Raw genomic sequence first — 16,566 nt, 5'->3', positions numbered from 1 at the left:
GGGCTTTGGTCAGGCGGCGTCGAGGTGGACGTGCTCGTCGTCAGAGCCGAACTCGTCGCCTTCCACGGGTGGGTGGTCGCGTTCGTCGACGCCCAGGTCGACGAACGCGGCCTCGGCCTCATCGACTGGTCCGGCGGTGTCGCCCGCGCCTTGGTGGGCGGCGAGTTCGGCGGGGTTGCTGGTGACCAGGTAGTGCTCGGTCGGGGAAGCGATGCTCTGGAACGCCACCCGTTGCGTCCCCGCGGACAGCAGGCCTTGGCCTCGGTCGGCGGAGAGCAGGAAGGCTCGTTCGCCGGCGGAGAGGTCGAAGGTGTGGGTGATCTCGTCGATGGCCTGGGATGCCTGCCGCAGCAACACTTGTGTGGCGGCGTTGGCTATGACGGCTTTGCCGAGGTCGTTGCCGAGGACGTCGGCGGTGTCCTGGGTCGCGACGGTGAGTCCGGCCCAGTGTTTGCGGCTGGCTTTGGCCATGCGGAAGAGGAACTCGGCTCCGGCTTTCTCTTTCATGAGTAGCCAGGCTTCGTCGACCACGACCAGGCGTGGGCGGCGGATGGCGGGGTTGGACACCCGCCGCCACACCGCGTCCAGGGTGAGCAGGGTGCCGATGCCCTTGAGCTCGTCGGGTAGGTCACGCAGGCTGAACACCACGAGATGGCCTTCGGGGTTGACGCTGCTGGGCCCATCGAACAGAGAAGAGAACGCGCCTTCGACGAACGGGTGCAGCCGCGCGGCGAGCTCACCGGCGGCGCGGTCGCCGGCCTGCCCAGCACCCGCGAGCTGGTCTCGCAGGACCCGGAGCGTGGGTGAGGGTCGGGTCCAGGTGCGGGCGTCGGCGGTGATGCCCACGCTCTGGTAGGTCGCGGCGATCGCCCGGTCCAACGCCGCCCGCTCCGCCGCCGCCAGTTCACCGCCGGTGCTGTCGGCGGTGAGGACAGCGATCACGGTGTGCAGGAACAGGCTGCGGCGGAGGAGTGCGTCTTTCGGGGCGGTGCGGCGGCCGTCGGTTCGGGTGTGGATCGGGAGGTCGAAGGGGTTGAGGCGGACGCCGTGGGCGCCGAGGTGGATGTAGGTGCCGCCGACCGCGGCGGCGAGGCGGGCGTACTCGTCTTCGGGGTCGACGACGGCGATCTCGATTCCCCGGTACAGGCTGCGCAGCAGTTCCAGTTTCACCAGATAGGACTTGCCGGCGCCGGATCGGCCGAGGATGACGGAGTTGTGGTTGTGCATTCCGTCGCCGAATCGGTCCCAGTGCACCAGGCCTTGGGAGCCGATGTTGTAGCCGTAGAGCACTCCGGAGGGTGCCGCGACGCTGGTGGGGTCGGGGGCGGGTAGGTCGGGGCTGGTGAACGGGAACATCGCCGCGAGTGCGGAGGTGTCGAAGGTGCGTCGCATGCCGATCAGGTCCAGCCCCATCGGCAGCGTGGACACCCAGCCCTGCAGCGACCGGTAGGTGGTGTGTTTGGCGTCGAGCAGCAGCGACGCGCACAGCGACCGCAGGGCGGCTACCTCGTCGGTGAGGGCCTGCTGGGTGGTGGCGTGGATGGTCAGGTAGAGCCCGACACGGAACAGTTTCCCCTCACCGCGGGCTACGCGTGAGCTGAGGTCGTAGGCGTCTTCGGTGGCGGCTTCGACCCGCGGGTCGAACAGGCGTCCGTGTTCGGCGGTGTGCCGGCGCCCGGACTCGAGTTTCGCCAGTTGCTTCTTCAGTCGTGAGGCGGCGGTGGCCGGGTCGATCGGCTCGATGTGCACGGAGACGTCCAGGCGTCCGGGGTAGGTCAGCAGCGGGGAAAGCCAGCCGGGGTGCACCTCGCGCGGGAAACCCACGACCGCGAAGCTCGAGACCCACTCACCACCGACCTCCAGGTGCCGCGCGGCCACCGACAGAGCATCGGGAGTGAACGCCGCCGCCGCCGATGCCGGGCCGGCCGCGCTGTGGTTGCCGCGGGTCTTACGCGGGCGGGAGACCATCAGAACTGCCCTCTCTCATCTTCATAGTCATCCGGGTAGCCGTCCGGGTAGTCGTCCTCGTAGTCCCAGCCGTGCCCGTGGCCGTTGTTGTCGTGTGCGGGGAGGTCGATGCGGGAGGTGGCGGTGGTGATGACTTCATCCGCGCCGGCCAGCCCGGTTGAGGGCGGCAGCAGGCTGTCGGGGTTGCACGCCGAGGCCAGCACCGCCGTGGCTTGTCCGGCGTCCAGCGGGGTGACCACGATCCCCGCGGGCGACAGCAGTTCGACCGCCTCGCCGAGGCGACGCACCAAACGCGACTCCGCCGCCCGCCGAGTTCCGACGTCGACCCGCCCGTCTGTTTGTTTGCGGCGCGTGCCTGCCCTGGATCCGAGTAGTGCGCTCAGGGCGGTCAGCGGGCCAGGGCCTCCCAGGCCGTCGGTCGGGGTCGCGACGCCGAGTGGTTCGCGGAGCACGAGCAGCACCTGACGACGCAGCAGTTCGGACTGCTGTCCGAGCTGAACGAGGTAGTCGGCGTGCTCGACCGCCGCGGCCTCCAACGCGGGGTGCGGCAGCCCGCCCGCGCGGTCACGCAACTCGCCGATCTGGGCGGTGAGGTCGAGTCGTTCGGTGCGCACGAGCACCTGCACCGGCGCGGTCAACGAGTGCAGGTAGCGGCCGAAACTCGCGACCAGCGCTTCCTGCTCGTTCGGGGTCCGTAACGCGAAGTTCACCGTCGAGGCCACCGCGACCACCGCCAGCCCGTCAACACCCAGGTCAACCACACCAGCCTCGGTGACCGCTTCGGCCGGCAGCCGCAACGCCGAGGGCGAGACCTGCTCGAGTCGGCTTTTGCGGCGGCCCGGGTTCTGGCCGGCGGTGCGGTCGGTGTCGGGGGTGAGCCAGGCGGGTGCTGGGCGCACACCCTCGGGCGCGGCGACCCGGTGGCGGGGAGCGATCTGTTGGCGGATCGCGGCGACGAGCAGCTTGTCCATCGGCATGCCGTCGCGTGTGCCCAACGCGAGTATCGCCGAAGTTGCGCCGACCGGGACGGCGAAGGCCAGGAACACCGGGATCGGCACGAACGCGCGGGTCGCCGCCCAGATCAGGTAGAGCACTGTCCCGGCCGCGGCGAGGATGGCCAGTTGCCGCGCGGTCAGCGGACCGAGAACGCGGTCGTGCATGTCGACGTCGGCCGGAATACGGACAGGAGCGGTCATGAGGCCTTACCTCCAGGCTGGGAACTCGGCCGCCCCGGCCGCGACGGCGGTGGTGAGCTGAACACCGGCGTCGTTGGCGGTTTGGGTGGTTTGGGCAGGTCCAGGGGCAACCGCAGCTGCTGTCCCGCTCGCGGCGCGGGGCGAGGCGGTGGCTTGGGCGGTGGAGCGGGCGCGGGCTTCGGTGCGGGAGCTCGACGCACGCCGTCCAGGGGCAGCGGGTGCTGCCCGGACCGGTTGGGACGGTTGCCCCGGTAGGGATCGAACGGCAACTCACGCTGCTTCCCACCACCTCCGCGGCCCGCGCGCCGACTACCCGCGTCGGCATCACCAGCCGCCGCTGGCGTCGGAGTGACGCGCTGGACCTCCAAGGGCAGCCGGTACTGCCCATCCCGCCCGAGAACGGGCGTGTCCTCCGGGCGGCCGCTGCCGCGGGCGGGTCGGGGCGTGGCCGCCGTTCCGGCGCGGGCTGCGCCGGGAAACGGTGGCGCCTGCTGCCGGTGCGCAGCGGCGGCCTGGCCTCGCGGATTACGGCGCCGCTGGCCGCGTCCGCCGCCGCGGGGACGGGCACCGCCTCCAGGATGACCACCAGATCCGGGACCACCACCGCCACCGCCACGGCGACGGCCAGTTCCGCCACGGCCACCGGCGGGCCCGGCGGGCCCTCCACCAGCCCCGCCGCCTCCACGAGCCCCGCCGCCCTGCCCGCGTCCATGTCCGCCGCCGCCGAAGTGGCGGAATGCTTGGTAGAAGACGAAGCCGCGGGCGAGGGTGCCGATCATCGAGCGGCGTCCGCCGCCGACGTGAACGGCGCCGAGGATCCAGCCCGGGATCCGGAACAGGACATACATCAGCGCGATCGCGACGAGCAGGTTCACCAACCCGTCGACGTTGGGGCCGAACATCGTGAACCCGCCGGGCGCGAAGAACACACGCATCATGGTGATCAACGTCAACGACTGGGCGATCTGGATCGTCAGGCAGCCGCCCAACACCCGCCACCACCAGTAGCCGATGCCCTCGGTCTGGGGCAGGGCGTGGAACATCAACGCGAGGGGCGCGCCGGCGATCACCGCGAAGGTGAGCGCGACCCGAACGATGTAGGTGACCAGCAGCACCACCAGCATCCCGGCGAGCGCGATCCCGAGGAAAATGATCCAGATCCCGCCGGTGAGCGCACCGATGACCAGGTCCTTCAACGCCTCACCAGGCACCAGCATGGGCTCGCTGCTGTCCACCCCACCGCTCATCACCGCCTGGGCGAGAGCGTTGGCGATCTGGATGGCTTTGGTCGCCACCCACAACGACAACCCACCGGCGAGGAACCCGACCACGATCCGCGGCGCGATCTCTTTGACCGAATGCCGGGCTTGCAGGGTGTGATAGCTCATCACGATGACCCCGGCGATCAGGATCAGCAGCCCGTAGGAGACCAGCAGGATCTGCCAGGAGCTGTCCCACAACTTCCCCAGCTGCGGCAAGTCCTCGGGCAGCGGTGTGGTGAGCAGAGTCCGGGACAACAAGTCCAGCAGCGGGTTGAGCGCGGCAGTGACGATGCCCCGAAAGAACGCGTTGAGCGCTTCGGTGATGCACGCACCGATATCGGTGATCCCGCACTCATCCTCAGACTCCCCGTCGTCGGTTGGGTCCCCGCCCGAGTCGGTCGGTGGCGCCGTCGTGGCACCCGGCTGCGGGATACAGCCCTCCCCAGAACACGGCACAGACGACGAGACTGGGGGCGAGGTGGTGGATGTTTCGCCGGGTGACCCCGGACGAGACGGCACGGCGGTGGTCGTGGTCGGTGGGGGAGGGGTGCACACCTCCGGGGGCGCGATCACACACGGATCCGCTGCCGCGGATGACCCCGGCGCCGGTTGCGCCGCGGCAGCAGGCGAGATGGCGGTAGGCCGGTCGACTGCGGCGGCGAGCGCACCCGCAGCCAGGACGACCAGGCTCACTACCAACGCCGTCAACGCCCGGCCACGCGTGAGGAGCGGCAGCCGCCAACGGGCTCGCCGAAGACGGCCCAGAAGCGCGAGCGACCCTGGTCGGAACCCCGTGCCGGGCACCGCTGCCGGCACGCGCCCCAGCGCGGGGGAGTCATCGCGCGGCGAATCCCCAGTGGAGCCGACCGACCTACCGGTGGAGCAGGTCGCGGGGCGTTTGGCGTGATGCATGGCCTCAGGCCCCCACGATGCCCTTGAGCACGGTGACGACCAGCGGGGCGAGCGCTGCCAGGCCATAACCGATACCGGCGGCTTTGAACGCTTCCTTCGACTTCTCCTGCTCGCCGGGGTCACCACCGCCGAACACGCGGCGGACACCGCCGATGGTGAGGAACACCGTCGCCAACGCGGCGAGGATGCCCATCAACCAGTTACGGATGTTGGTCAGGACCTCGTCGATGCTGCCCGCGATCGCGAGCACCACCGTGCTGCCGGAGCCGTCCGCGTGCGCGGTCGCGACAGCGCCCAGCAGGACCAGCGAGACCAGTTCGGCGACCAACAGCACACGGCTGCTGACCCGATCAGAGGTCGGAGGTCTGTTGCCGTAGCGGGTTGGCCTGCGCCGGCCCACGCACGGCGGTGTGTGGGCCCACGAGGCCGCCTCGCGGCGACCGAGGACAACCTCCCGGAATGACCGGTGTTGACCGGGCCGGCGATGGTTGCGAGAACAAACAGGGGTGCGAATTAGGCGCATCGCGACACTCCCGGAGTCGTGCCCGACAGCCGCTGTGCCGAGTGCTGTGTGGACTCGCGCGGCGGCGTGGGCGAAGAGGTGGTGTGCGCGGGGGTGGCTGGTCTCCTCCCGCACCCCTGAACTCCGGAAAATCGGCCCTCCGGGGACACCCGACCGCCGACTTTCCTCACCGCCCGCGCCGACATATCAGTGACACCGCGTGACAGCGCCGGGGACGGAGCCGCACCGGCGTCGGCGTCGGCGGCGTTGGTGATGATCACCGCGTCGACCACCTGGGCCGCCAGGTCCCGCTCGCGGGGATCGGTGTGGAGGGCGTCGGGGGCGTCGAGCAGGTAGGCGACCAAGCGGCGCTCGGCTCGTTGACGCGCCTTCTTTACTGCTTGGTAGGAGAGGTTGCGTTCGGCCGCGGCGTCGACCAGCGGCACGCCTTCCAGCCGGGTGGAGCCGATGAGTTCGGCCTCGCCGGCGGTGATCGCTCGTTCGGCGACGGCGCGGGCGAGAACGAAGTCGGGGTGGCCCCACGGGGCCGGCGGCATCGTCGATCGGAACCCGTGGCCCGAGGGCACCGGCGCGTCGAGCGCCTCCCGCACACACGCGTGGCCGGCGCGGTAGGCGGCCCACCGCAGCCGCACCATGACCCGCGGGCGACGCAGGTCGACCGTGGCGAGTTCGGCGACGAACCCGGCGAGTACCGCGGCATGGATGTCACGCGGGTCACCGGCGAACCTCGCCGACAAGCTGGCGGCGATGGAGATCAGCGCGGGCAGCGCAACACCGACCGCGCCGACCGTCCACGGGCCGCCCTCCGTGCGGGCGCGCAGGACCAGATGCGCCCACACCCCGTCCCGCAGCGTGTGCGGGCAACCGCGGCGCAGCAGCCGGTCCCGCAACTCGTTCAGCGGCACCCGCCGCGCTGGAAGCCCGTGGAACAACCGGCCGTCGATCGACACCGGATGCGGTCCGGTGACCAACCACTCGAACGCCGACCGTGCGGCATCCAGCGGCATCGAATCGCGATCGAAACCCGAACGCGGAATAGCCTCACGTGAACTCATGGAATGGCTCCTGAAAACAAGTCGGAATCAACGACTCGCTCAGGACGCCACAGCGGGTAGTACCAACCGATAACCACACTGGTACCGAACCATTACCGCAAAGGTACCAGCGATCCTCGAGCCTGTCCGGCAGGTGCCACAAGATCCACAAAGGACACTCTTGTGGATCACTGAGCGTGTGCGTTCAAGATCAAAATTGTTGGCCGGAAATGCCCTCTTAACTGGCGATACCTGTTCGCGGTACTAGTTCGGTACCAGTTTGGTCATAGGTGTCAGCCGAGTCGTCACGCGTCGTGACCCGGCGGCGCTAATCGCGATCTCCAGCGAGATCGGAAAAAGGCGCTCGGATTTTCCTTTGCGGACCCGCCGCGTGCCTGCGGGCACGTGTGTAAATCTTCCTGGCTATTCGTGGCGATGAAACTGGGGGTCGAGAAAGTTGGTGGGTGAGTGTCCCCAACGGGGTTGTATTTCGGAGTTCAGGGGTGTCATCGCGCCTTGCACCGACAGGCGCACCCAGCCCGGCGAAGGGACATCCGTGACCCAGCCCGACAACTCCGCCCGCCGCTCACCCCAGCGCCACGGCGATCGTTCGACCCCGGCCCGCTCCGGTGGGCGCCGGGGCGGGGACCGCCGACCCTGGCCGACCGCTCCGACCACCACACGCGTCAGCCCCGGCAAACCCGCAAAGTCCACCGCTGGCACCGGCCGCTCGCGGTCACATGGGTCGGCCTCGACCCCGACTCCGGCGACCGTCTGGACCGCCGGCGCCACCCCGATCGACCTCGACTCCACCTGGCCCGCGGCCCTCGTCGAACGGATCGTCACCTCGTTCAGCACGCCCACCGAACAGGTCGTGCTGCTGGACTGGCCACACCCCGACCACACCCGACCGACGACGCTCAGCGCGGTCGGTCCCGACGGCGTCCCCGACCACGCCCCCGGCACAGCACCGGACCCCGAACTGGCCGACACCGTCGCTGCCGTCGAACACCTCGACCGCACCGTCCACATCGAGCGCATTTTGATTGCCCCGAGGTCGACCCGCCCGGCGTCCCGCCCGTTCTGGGCAGACCCCGTCGGCGGCGTCGATTCGACTCCCGCGACCATCCTCACGGCACCGGACTTGACCGTCGAGGAGCCCGTACCGGACGCGGTGACCGAACCCGTCGACCGTGCCGACCTGATCGTCACCAGCCTGCCGCCGCACTACTGCGGCGAGCACGGATACGGCAACGTGGCGGACCTCGTCGCGCTCCACGCGGCGCGGCGGCTGCGGGTCGGCGGCATCCTCGTCGTGCTCACCCACTGTGACTGGACGTCCGGTGCGTTGACCGACCCCACGGGCGCGGTGGTGACCGCCGGACAGAACGCCGACCTGCTCTACCTCCAACACATCGTCGCCCTACACACACCCATCCGCGACGGCCTGTTCCACCTCACCGACACCCACCCCGACGGCGATTTCGGCGGCGATTTCGGTGACCGCCGCACCGACGACGGCCACGTACATGCGCGTCACCGCGCCTTGGCGCGCGGGCTGCCCGCGCCGCATCGGCGCATCCACTCCGACGTCCTTGTCTTCGTCCAGCCGCACGATCACCAGCCGGTGCACCCGCAGTCGTCGAGTGCGCCCACGGACGCGGTCTCGCGGGACAAAGACCTCCGATGAACCCCGCGCCAACCCCGCGACCGACACGGCGCCGAACTCCGACTTCGCCCCCACCCGGACCGCACCGCCAGGAAGGTACGCCCGTGACCAACGACGCCACCAACCAACCTACTGCCGAGCCCTTCTCCTCGCCCGTCGGCGCGGGCCGTGACGAGTCGACCCAGCGCATCCCGCGCGCACGTATCGCCGCACTCGACACCCCGCCCACCGGCGCGGCCAACCCGGTCGGCGGTGACCCGCGCGGAGGCGTTGGGGAACCGGTCGCGGTGTCGGTGTGGACGACCGCGCAGTCCTCGCCGGCCGCCCAGCGCAAGAACACGTACACGCCCGAGTCGACCGCGCACCCGGCCAAGATGCTGCCCGAGGTCGTCCGCCACGCCGTCGCCCACTACACCCAGCCCGGCGAGTTGGTGCTCGATCCGATGTGCGGTATCGGCACCACCCTGGTCGAAGCCGTTCGGCTCGGCCGCCGCGCTGTCGGTGTGGAGTACGAACCTCACTGGGTCGAGGTGGCGAACGCGAATCTCAGGCTCGCGCGGGAGCAGGGTGTCGGCGGTGAGGACGGGATCGACGCGCGGGTGTTCCACGGCGACGCACGACAGCTCGTGACGCTGCTGCCGCCCGAGTATGTCGGCCAGGCGGCGCTGGTGGTGACTTCCCCGCCCTACGGGCCCTCGACCCACGGGCAGGTGTCGGTCGCGCCGGGGGAAGGTATCCAGAAGTACTCCCACCGCTACGGCAACACCCTCGACCGCGGGAACCTCGCCAACATCGGCCACCACCGGCTACTGGCCGGGTTCACCCGCATCCTCGCCGCCCTGCGCACCTTCCTGAAGCCGGGCGGGCACATCGCCATCACCATCCGCCCGTGGCGTGAACACGCCGAACTGATCGACCTGCCCTCACACATCCTCGCCTGCGGCCGCGCCGCCGGCCTGATCCCGGTCGAACGCAACGTCGCGCTGCTCGCCCGCGCCGCCGACACCGATCTCGTGGCGCGCGGCAGCTTCTTCCAACGCGACTTCCTCCGCAAACAACGCGAGCAAGGCCTGCCGCTGCACCTGATCGCCCACGAAGACGTCCTCGTCTTCCGCACCACCCTAAATCGCCAGAGTTCGCCTGAACTCAGGCGTTCGCAGTGGGAACTCAGGCCCCGGCAGCGCTCAGTGTCCCATGTGGAGGCTCGGGTTGCTACCGAAGATGGCGCGGTGGCGGCGTGAGTGTGTGCGAGGAGTTGGCGCGTTGGTGGCGTAGCGGATCGCGGTGGTCTCAGCGGTGCCGAAGATGGCGGCCAGGTGCGGTGGGTCGAAGCCGACAGTGAGTGCTTCCTCGAGTTGCCGGTCGATCCGCAGGCGTTCGTCAGTGGCCGGCAGTCCACGCAGGTTCAGCGCGAACGCGTGACTGACCGGACCGTGACCCAACGCGGACTCTTTGCTAAGCAGCAGGTGCGGGTTGGCCGTATGCGGCCAGCGATGTGCCCGGTAGGCCAGCCACTCGCGCAAACGTGGTGGGTCAGGTCGTCCAGTGGCCGTTCGTGGCCGGCGATGCGCAGGCGCCGGCTGGCGGGGTCGACGTCGTTGAGTTGCAGGGCGCGGATCTGGCCGGGGCGGGCGGCGTGGATCGCGGCCAGTGCGATGAATACTCGAGCGTGCTGGGTGGTCGCGGCGGCGACGGCGGCAGCGATGTCGGTCGGGGCCAGTGGTTGCCAGACGGGGTAGTCCCGTTTGCCCAGTCGGAGGCCGGTCGCGGGGTTGCGGAAGGTGATGCCGTTGCGGCGTGCCCACCGGAACAGCGACCGCAGTGCGGTGACCGTGCTGCGGCGTGCCTCGCCGCGCAGTCCGCTGATGCAGGCGAGCACGTTGTTGTGGGTGACCTCGCGCAGGTGGTCGTAGCGGGTCGGCCAGTCCACCAAGGCGGGACGTACTCGCCGCAGGTAGGTGGCAGCTGTGTTCGGGGATCGGGGTCGGCTGCGCGGGCCGCCGTCGTGCCGGTGTCGTGCCCATCGGCCGGTCTCTCGGGCGATCGCCGGGGCGAGGCCGGTCGGCTTGGTGTCCAGCCACGCATCGAAGGTCGTGGGCCGGTCGTCGGCCACGATCTCCATCGTGCGCAGGATCTCCAGTGCGTGGTCGGTGTTGGTGCCGTGGCCGGACGCGATCGCGCGCATGTCCGAGGAACGGACCTGCTCGCTGGCGGTGTGGTGGGCCAGCCCGAGCGCTGCTTGGCGCTCTGAACACCCTCTGCCAGGTCGCAGGGGCAGACTGGCGGGATGAACGAGCACCCACCGAGTTTGACCGAGCGCGACGACCGCTGGGTGCTGCCCTTTCGGGGCCGCGCCGTCACCCAGGTCCGGGTCGACTTCGCGTTCGAGCTGATCATTGACGACATCGGCGCTATCCGGATCAGCTCTCCGGCGACGCTGGGTTGGATCAACACCGCCGACCAACCGGACAAGATGATGATGCATCCCGAAAGCCAGGACGTCGCGGCAGGTCTTGCGCTGTTCAAGGTGATGGTGGGATCGGCTGTCGCATTCAAGTCCGGCCAGCTGCGGGTGGCTTTCGGCGATGGCCATGTGCTCAAGGTCGACCCAGATCCGCACTACGAGGCGTGGACCGTTACAGGCCCAGACCGCATGCTCATCGTGAGTTTGCCCGGCGGCGGCCTTGCTGTCTGGCCAACCCAGCATGACTGAAGCGCCATTCCGGACCGTGCGCCCAGTGCTGGGACCGGACATCATGCATGTAGTGGGCGGGCAGGATGCCGCAAGATCAACGTCCTTACTCGCCAATGGGAACTGACCGAACGAGGAGGAGCTCCTGCTGGCCCTTGACAAGCTGCCGGTCTTTGTTGTTGAAGAAGAACACCCTCTGATAGCAGTGATCCAACGGGGGACAAGCCAGGCTGCGCTCGGTCGGTGAAGGCAACGAGAGACGGAGAACGGTTCAGGCGGTGATGTGTGGGCAGGTCGGGCGTTGGTGGTAGTGCCCGGTGACGTCGGTACCTACTGCTGTCCAGAAGGGTTGTGATTCGGCGAAATGGGAGCCGAGGGTGTGCCAGCTCAGTCTGGGAAGCTCGGCGCGGAGTGCGGCCAGTCCTGCGCGGGCCAGACCGCATCGTTGGTAGATCGGGTCGGTGTAGGGCTGTTCAACCCAGCCCAGGCTGCAGCGGCGGCAGGTGTGGTAATCGACGGCGAACACGACCTCGCCGGCGAGGGTGGCGGCACGTTCGCGCCAGCCGGGTCGCTCGGTCGACATCGTGTCCCGCCAGTAACCGCTCGCATGGTCTGCCGGGACGTCACGGCGACGGCCGAACCTCCCGCGGCCGAGATCCCGGAGAGTCACACGCCATGATCTCCGATCGGGCGTCCGAACTGCCTCGAGAGCCAGCCCGGCCAGGCGACGCGCGGCGGCCTGGCCCTCATCACTCACCACGACACTCCGCCGGCCTCAGCTCGCCGAGATTTCGTGGCTCGCTGAGAATACGTTGCCGGCGGCCGCGGTTGGGGTAGCGCATGGCCAGATGGCGGGCGGGTGGCTCGGCCAGGTAGTCGGCGTAGGGGCACTCCCCAACCTGATGAGGGCACAGGTCGACGCGATTGTTGCAGGTGCTGCAAAGCCAGCCCCGCACATAACCGGTGCCATCGTCGTGATCGTGGTCGACGCAGTCGGCGACCCACCCACAGGTGAAACACGCCGGTCCGAACTCCGTGATCAACCGGGCGCGGAGCCGGGCCACCGGTGTGGTGGCGCCGGCGTAGCGGGGCCATGTACGTGTGCTGGCCGGACAGCGCAACAGGGGAGCGACGTCAGCTGGACACAGCTGCTCATCGAGCAGTTCGACTGTCCAATCCACCGTTCGGCGGTGCAGTTCTCGGTCGGGCGGATGGGACACAGTGGACCGTCGCTGTTGCTTACCGTCAAACCACCATGTACAACTCATGCGGTGGCGACCGACCCCCGGCTTTCCGCGGGTACGGGTGGTCGAGCACTGCAGCTTTCCTTCGTGCCACAGGTGATAGCGGCCGTCATCACCCAACCGCGCTACTTCGACCAACGACAACCGGGTCCGCTCCACACAGGGCCGCCCGGCCTGGGCCCGCACGAACCGCTCCACGTCCTCGACCGTGTGAGGTCCCCGCACGGTGAGGCGCCACAACAGGTAATCACGACGGTACGTGGGCAACTCATCCAACCTCACGCCGTCCTCCCCTCATTCTGAGCTTCCCCCGTGGCCCGGACACCTTGGCCTTGGCCCCCCTGATGGCGGACTCGATCGTGTGGAGTCGATGGCTTGTCGTGTGGAAGGGTGTCGATCATGCCGAAGGCTTATCATGCAGAGTTCCGCGCTTCAGTGGTTGCCCTGGTCCGCGCGGGCAAGTCGGTGCGGGAGGTCGCGCGTGAGCTGGGGATCAGTGGTCGTGCCTGCACAACTGGGTCGGGCAGGACCGCGTTGATCGTGGTGAACAAGCCGGCCTGTCCGGTCGGGAGCACGCTGATCTCGCCGCCGCGCGGCGGCGTGTTCGTCAGCTGGAGACCGAACTGGAGATTCTGCGCGAGGCGTCGACGATCTACGAGGAGCTGAAGAGCGACCCAGAGGGGCATTCCCGGTAGTCGCTCGCATGGCGGTGCGAGGAGGGCCGGTCAAGCTGGCGTGCCGGTTGCTGGAGGTCAGCCACTCGGGGTTCCAGGAGTGGCGCTCCCGGCCGGCGTCGCCGATGGCGCTGTGCCGGGAGTGGCTGACCGGGGTCATCACCGAGATCCACGCCCGCTCTCGCGGCACCTACGCGCTCCTCGGGTGCACGCCGAGCTTCGCCTGGGAATGGGCATCATGGTTAGCCGCAAGACCGTGGCCAAAATGATGAAGGCCGCGGTGTTGGCCGGTATTCCGCGGCGGCAGACCCGGAAGAACCCAAAGGTCGACATCGCCTCCGCGGATCTGGTCAATCGCGATTTTCTGCGTACCCAGCCCAACCTGCTGTGGGTGTGCGACATCACCGAGCACCCGACCCGTGAGGGGCAAGCTGTACTGCCGCGCGGTGCTGGACGCGTTCAACCGCAAAGATCGTGGGCTGGTCCATCGACACCACCCAGAACACGAGCCTGGTCGTCAACGCCCTGGAGATGGCCCTCAGTAACCGCGATCCCAAACCAGGCACCGTTTTCCACAGCGACCACGGCGTCCAGTTCACCTCCTGGTCCTTCACCAATCGCGTCAAACAAGCCGGACTCATGCCCTCGCTCGGAACAGTCGGCGACCGCTACGACAACGCGATGATGGAGTCGTTCTGGTCGAAGATGCAAACCGAACTCCTCGACCGACAGAAATGGAAACCCGCACCGAACTCGCCAACGAAATATTCCAGTACCTCGAAATCTTTCACAACCGGCAGCGTCGCCACTCCCGGCTCGGCTACCTCACTCCAGTCGAGTATGAAAGACTCCACGAACTACAATAACCCGCCTGAGACTCCACCAACCCGAGTCCACAAAACGGGGCAACGCCAAGGTGTCCGGCAAACGGGGGGAAGCTCAGCGCAGTCACAAATGCCGGTCCCACCAACCACCGAGATCGTGCCCCTCGCAGCGGCGGTGTCGGGGCGTTACTGTGGGGTGGTCCGCGCCACGGAAGGGGGCGATGGTGGATTTCCGGGTGTTGGGGCCGGTAGAGATTCGCGATGCCCGCGACGAAGTGGTCGGGTTGCGTGCGCGGTTGGACCGGGCGTTGCTGGCTTTGTTGCTGCTCAACGCCAACAGTCGGGTCTCGGTCGACTCGTTGACGTCGCGACTGTGGGTGGGCCGTAACCCACCGAAGAGCGGAGCGAGGGAATACCTTCAAGATCTTCGCGGGGTGCTTCGAGCCGCAGGAGGTAACGTGGCGCGGCTGGCGCCAGCGCGGGAGACAACCGTGTTCGAGGTTGACCCCCAGTATGTGGATTACCTGCGGTGTCGGGAGCATCTGGCGACCGCGCGTAGCGCCGAGGACCCCGAACGGGTGGTGGCCGCCGCGCGGGCGGCGTTGGGTGAGTGGCGTGGGGAGGCTTTGCAGAACCTCGACGGCGACTGGTTGTGGGTGGTCGAGCAGCGCCAAGCTTTGGATCTGCTGCGGGGTGAGGCGTGGCGGCTGCTGATCGCTGCGGAGTTGGAGTTGGGGCGGCATGAGCAGGTTCTGGGGGAGATCTCGGAGCCCCTCGGGAGGTGGCCGGACGACGAGACGCTTGTAGGGCTGTGGATGCGGGCCTTGCACCGAGCGGGGCATCGCAGCCGAGCCCTAGGGGTATTTCACGAGTTCAGCCAGCGGTTGGAGGAGGAACACGGTGCCGGACCGGGCGGCGACCTGCAGGCGCTGCAGCGGCGGATCCTCGACAATGACCTGACGTTGGACGCACCCATCGTGCAGCAGGGCAAGGATGGAATGGGTGCGGTGGTGGGGTTGCCAGCGCGCCCGGTACTGGTCGGTCGCGCCGACGAGGTGCGGGAGTTGGTGGAGTTGCTGGCGCCGACCACGCACGTGCACGCGGTGGTGGTCAGCGCGGCGGTGGGCGGCCTGCCGGGAGTCGGCAAGACCGCCCTGGCCATTTACGCCGCACACGATGCGCTCGCGTCGGGCTGGTTTTCCGGTGGCGCGCTGTTTCTTGACCTGCAGGGTTATTCCCCGATCCCGGTCTTGCCCGAACAGGCGCTGTTTCAGGTGCTGGTGCAGCTCGGGGTGCCGGTGGAGAGGCTGCGGGGTAGCGGGCAGGAGCTCGAAGGGCTTTATCAGGCCACTCTGGCCGCTCATGCGCGGGTTGGGCAACGGTTGCTGATCATCGCGGACAACGCCGGCACTCCCGAGCAGGTCCGGCCACTGCTGCCGGGCAGCACGGAGCACCGGTTGCTGATCACCTCCCGGAACACCCTCGGCGCGTTGAATGGCACCCGTCTGCTTGACCTTGCCGTCCTCGACCCGGATGCCGCGATCGCAATGCTGGAGCAGCATCTACGGGCGGCGCGCCCCGGCGATGACCGGATCAGCACCGCGCGCGAGGACGCCGCGCGGATCGCCGAGTTGTGCGGGTACCTTCCGCTGGCGTTGCGAATCAGCGCCGCGCTCCTGGCCGACGATCCTGGCCAGCCGGTGGCCGAGCTCGCCGAGGAGCTCGCCGACACGGGTCGGCGCCTGCACACGCTGGACTACGACGACACCTTCTCCGTCCGGGTCGCCTTCAACGTCTCCTACGAGAAGCTCAGTCCCGAGCAGGCTCGGCTGTTCCGGTTGCTGGCCCTCAACCCCGGCCCCCAGACCAGCACTGACGCCGCAGCCGCCCTCACCGGACAACCCGGCCACGCCGCTCGGCGCCAGTTGACGGAGTTGCATCGTGCCCACCTGGTCGAGCACGGCAGTGACCGTGAGTGGTGGCAGCTTCACGACCTGATCGCTCTCTACGTCCGCGAGCGTGTGGAGCACGATGAACCACCCTCTGGCCGTGAACAGGCCTTCATCCGCCTGCTTGATCACTACCTAGCGACCACGAGGGCTGCCGCCGACCATCTCGGCTCGCGTCGTGCACCGGCCGACCGGATGCCAGGATTCACCGACCGCCGCGCCGCGCTTGCTTGGCTGGACACCGAACACCCCACGCTTGCCGCGGTGATCACCGGCACGGCCGGGATACCCCACGACCAGCATGTGATCGGCATCGCCCGCCACCTGCACGAGTATTACGAACTGCGCAAACATCCGGCGGAGCGCTTGGATGTTGCGCGGCACGCGCTCGCCGCGGCGCAACGCACTGCCGATCAACACACCCAGGGCACCGCGTTGAACAACCTCGGCCGAGCGTTGGCATATCTGCGGCGGTTTGACGAGGCTATCGCTTGCTACGACCAAGCCCTGCCGATTCGCCGGGAGGTCGGCGACCGGCACGGCGAAGGCCGCACGTTGAGCAACCTCGGCATCGTCTTCGGGGAGTTGCGGCGGTTCGACGAGGCCATCGCCTGCTACG

At 68.7% G+C, this 16,566-nt stretch carries 12 protein-coding genes and 1 pseudogene; 5 read left to right on the top strand and 8 right to left on the bottom strand.

Annotated elements, in window-relative coordinates:
• Positions 1–9 precede the first annotated feature (9 nt).
• The 5 genes from ACYVIP_RS07860 to ACYVIP_RS07840 form a co-directional block, all read right to left on the bottom strand.
• Positions 10–1,968, bottom strand: a complete 1,959-nt coding sequence (locus ACYVIP_RS07860; protein ID WP_460393614.1) for a VirB4 family type IV secretion system protein — start codon at positions 1,966–1,968, stop codon at positions 10–12.
• Positions 1,968–3,164 carry a PrgI family protein gene (locus ACYVIP_RS07855; RefSeq protein ID WP_460393612.1) on the bottom strand — a complete coding sequence of 399 codons (1,197 nt, stop codon included), beginning with the start codon at positions 3,162–3,164 and terminating at the stop codon, positions 1,968–1,970. Before ACYVIP_RS07855 ends, ACYVIP_RS07860 begins: the two co-directional genes overlap by 1 nt.
• Positions 3,161–4,684, bottom strand: coding sequence for a hypothetical protein (locus ACYVIP_RS07850; protein ID WP_460393610.1), 1,524 nt, complete (start codon positions 4,682–4,684; stop codon positions 3,161–3,163). Before ACYVIP_RS07850 ends, ACYVIP_RS07855 begins: the two co-directional genes overlap by 4 nt.
• Before the next feature lie 658 nt (positions 4,685–5,342).
• Positions 5,343–5,672, bottom strand: coding sequence for a pilin (locus ACYVIP_RS07845; RefSeq protein ID WP_460393608.1), 330 nt, complete (start codon positions 5,670–5,672; stop codon positions 5,343–5,345).
• Positions 5,673–5,851: 179 nt separating this feature from the next.
• Positions 5,852–6,868: a hypothetical protein gene (locus tag ACYVIP_RS07840; protein WP_460393606.1), complete on the bottom strand. Its 1,017-nt coding sequence runs from the start codon at positions 6,866–6,868 to the stop codon at positions 5,852–5,854.
• Between the two features lie 583 nt (positions 6,869–7,451).
• Here ACYVIP_RS07840 and ACYVIP_RS07835 point away from each other — a divergent pair.
• Both ACYVIP_RS07835 and ACYVIP_RS07830 read left to right on the top strand, forming a co-directional pair.
• Positions 7,452–8,585, top strand: coding sequence for a hypothetical protein (locus ACYVIP_RS07835; RefSeq protein ID WP_460393604.1), 1,134 nt, complete (start codon positions 7,452–7,454; stop codon positions 8,583–8,585).
• Complete coding sequence (locus tag ACYVIP_RS07830; RefSeq protein ID WP_460393602.1) at positions 8,582–9,805, top strand: TRM11 family SAM-dependent methyltransferase; 1,224 nt, start codon at positions 8,582–8,584, stop codon at positions 9,803–9,805. Before ACYVIP_RS07835 ends, ACYVIP_RS07830 begins: the two co-directional genes overlap by 4 nt.
• Positions 9,806–9,969: 164 nt before the next feature.
• Here ACYVIP_RS07830 and ACYVIP_RS07825 read toward each other — a convergent pair whose 3' ends face one another.
• The gene (locus ACYVIP_RS07825; RefSeq protein ID WP_460393600.1) at positions 9,970–10,749 is read right to left on the bottom strand and encodes a hypothetical protein; all 780 of its coding nucleotides are present in this window, start codon (positions 10,747–10,749) and stop codon (positions 9,970–9,972) included.
• 102 nt (positions 10,750–10,851) lie between these two features.
• On the opposite strand from ACYVIP_RS07825, the gene ACYVIP_RS07820 reads away from it, so the two are divergent.
• Positions 10,852–11,277, top strand: coding sequence for a DUF6188 family protein (locus tag ACYVIP_RS07820; RefSeq protein WP_460393598.1), 426 nt, complete (start codon positions 10,852–10,854; stop codon positions 11,275–11,277).
• A gap of 250 nt (positions 11,278–11,527) precedes the next feature.
• On the opposite strand, the gene ACYVIP_RS07815 is transcribed toward ACYVIP_RS07820, so the two are convergent.
• Positions 11,528–11,839, bottom strand: a complete 312-nt coding sequence (locus ACYVIP_RS07815) for a hypothetical protein (RefSeq protein ID WP_460393596.1) — start codon at positions 11,837–11,839, stop codon at positions 11,528–11,530.
• Positions 11,840–12,005: 166 nt separating this feature from the next.
• The gene (locus ACYVIP_RS07810) at positions 12,006–12,782 is read right to left on the bottom strand and encodes an endonuclease domain-containing protein (protein ID WP_460393594.1); all 777 of its coding nucleotides are present in this window, start codon (positions 12,780–12,782) and stop codon (positions 12,006–12,008) included.
• A 117-nt stretch (positions 12,783–12,899) separates the two neighbouring features.
• Here ACYVIP_RS07810 and ACYVIP_RS07805 point away from each other — a divergent pair.
• Both ACYVIP_RS07805 and ACYVIP_RS07800 read left to right on the top strand, forming a co-directional pair.
• Positions 12,900–14,040, top strand: a pseudogene (locus tag ACYVIP_RS07805) (IS3 family transposase).
• 179 nt (positions 14,041–14,219) lie between these two features.
• On the top strand, positions 14,220–16,566 hold a 2,347-nt coding region (locus ACYVIP_RS07800), incomplete at its 3' end, for an AfsR/SARP family transcriptional regulator (protein ID WP_460393592.1).

Source organism: Actinophytocola sediminis (genome assembly GCF_054779715.1).
This window is presented reverse-complemented; position numbering and strand designations above follow the sequence as displayed.

Coding starts and splice junctions, on each gene's coding strand:
- ACYVIP_RS07830 (WP_460393602.1), top strand. CDS start 8,582: ATGAACCCCGCGCCAACCCCGCGACCGACACGGCGCCGAACTCCGACT.
- ACYVIP_RS07825 (WP_460393600.1), bottom strand. CDS start 10,749: ATGCGCGCGATCGCGTCCGGCCACGGCACCAACACCGACCACGCACTG.
- ACYVIP_RS07840 (WP_460393606.1), bottom strand. CDS start 6,868: ATGCCGCTGGATGCCGCACGGTCGGCGTTCGAGTGGTTGGTCACCGGA.
- ACYVIP_RS07820 (WP_460393598.1), top strand. CDS start 10,852: ATGAACGAGCACCCACCGAGTTTGACCGAGCGCGACGACCGCTGGGTG.
- ACYVIP_RS07855 (WP_460393612.1), bottom strand. CDS start 3,164: ATGACCGCTCCTGTCCGTATTCCGGCCGACGTCGACATGCACGACCGC.
- ACYVIP_RS07815 (WP_460393596.1), bottom strand. CDS start 11,839: ATGTCGACCGAGCGACCCGGCTGGCGCGAACGTGCCGCCACCCTCGCC.
- ACYVIP_RS07860 (WP_460393614.1), bottom strand. CDS start 1,968: ATGGTCTCCCGCCCGCGTAAGACCCGCGGCAACCACAGCGCGGCCGGC.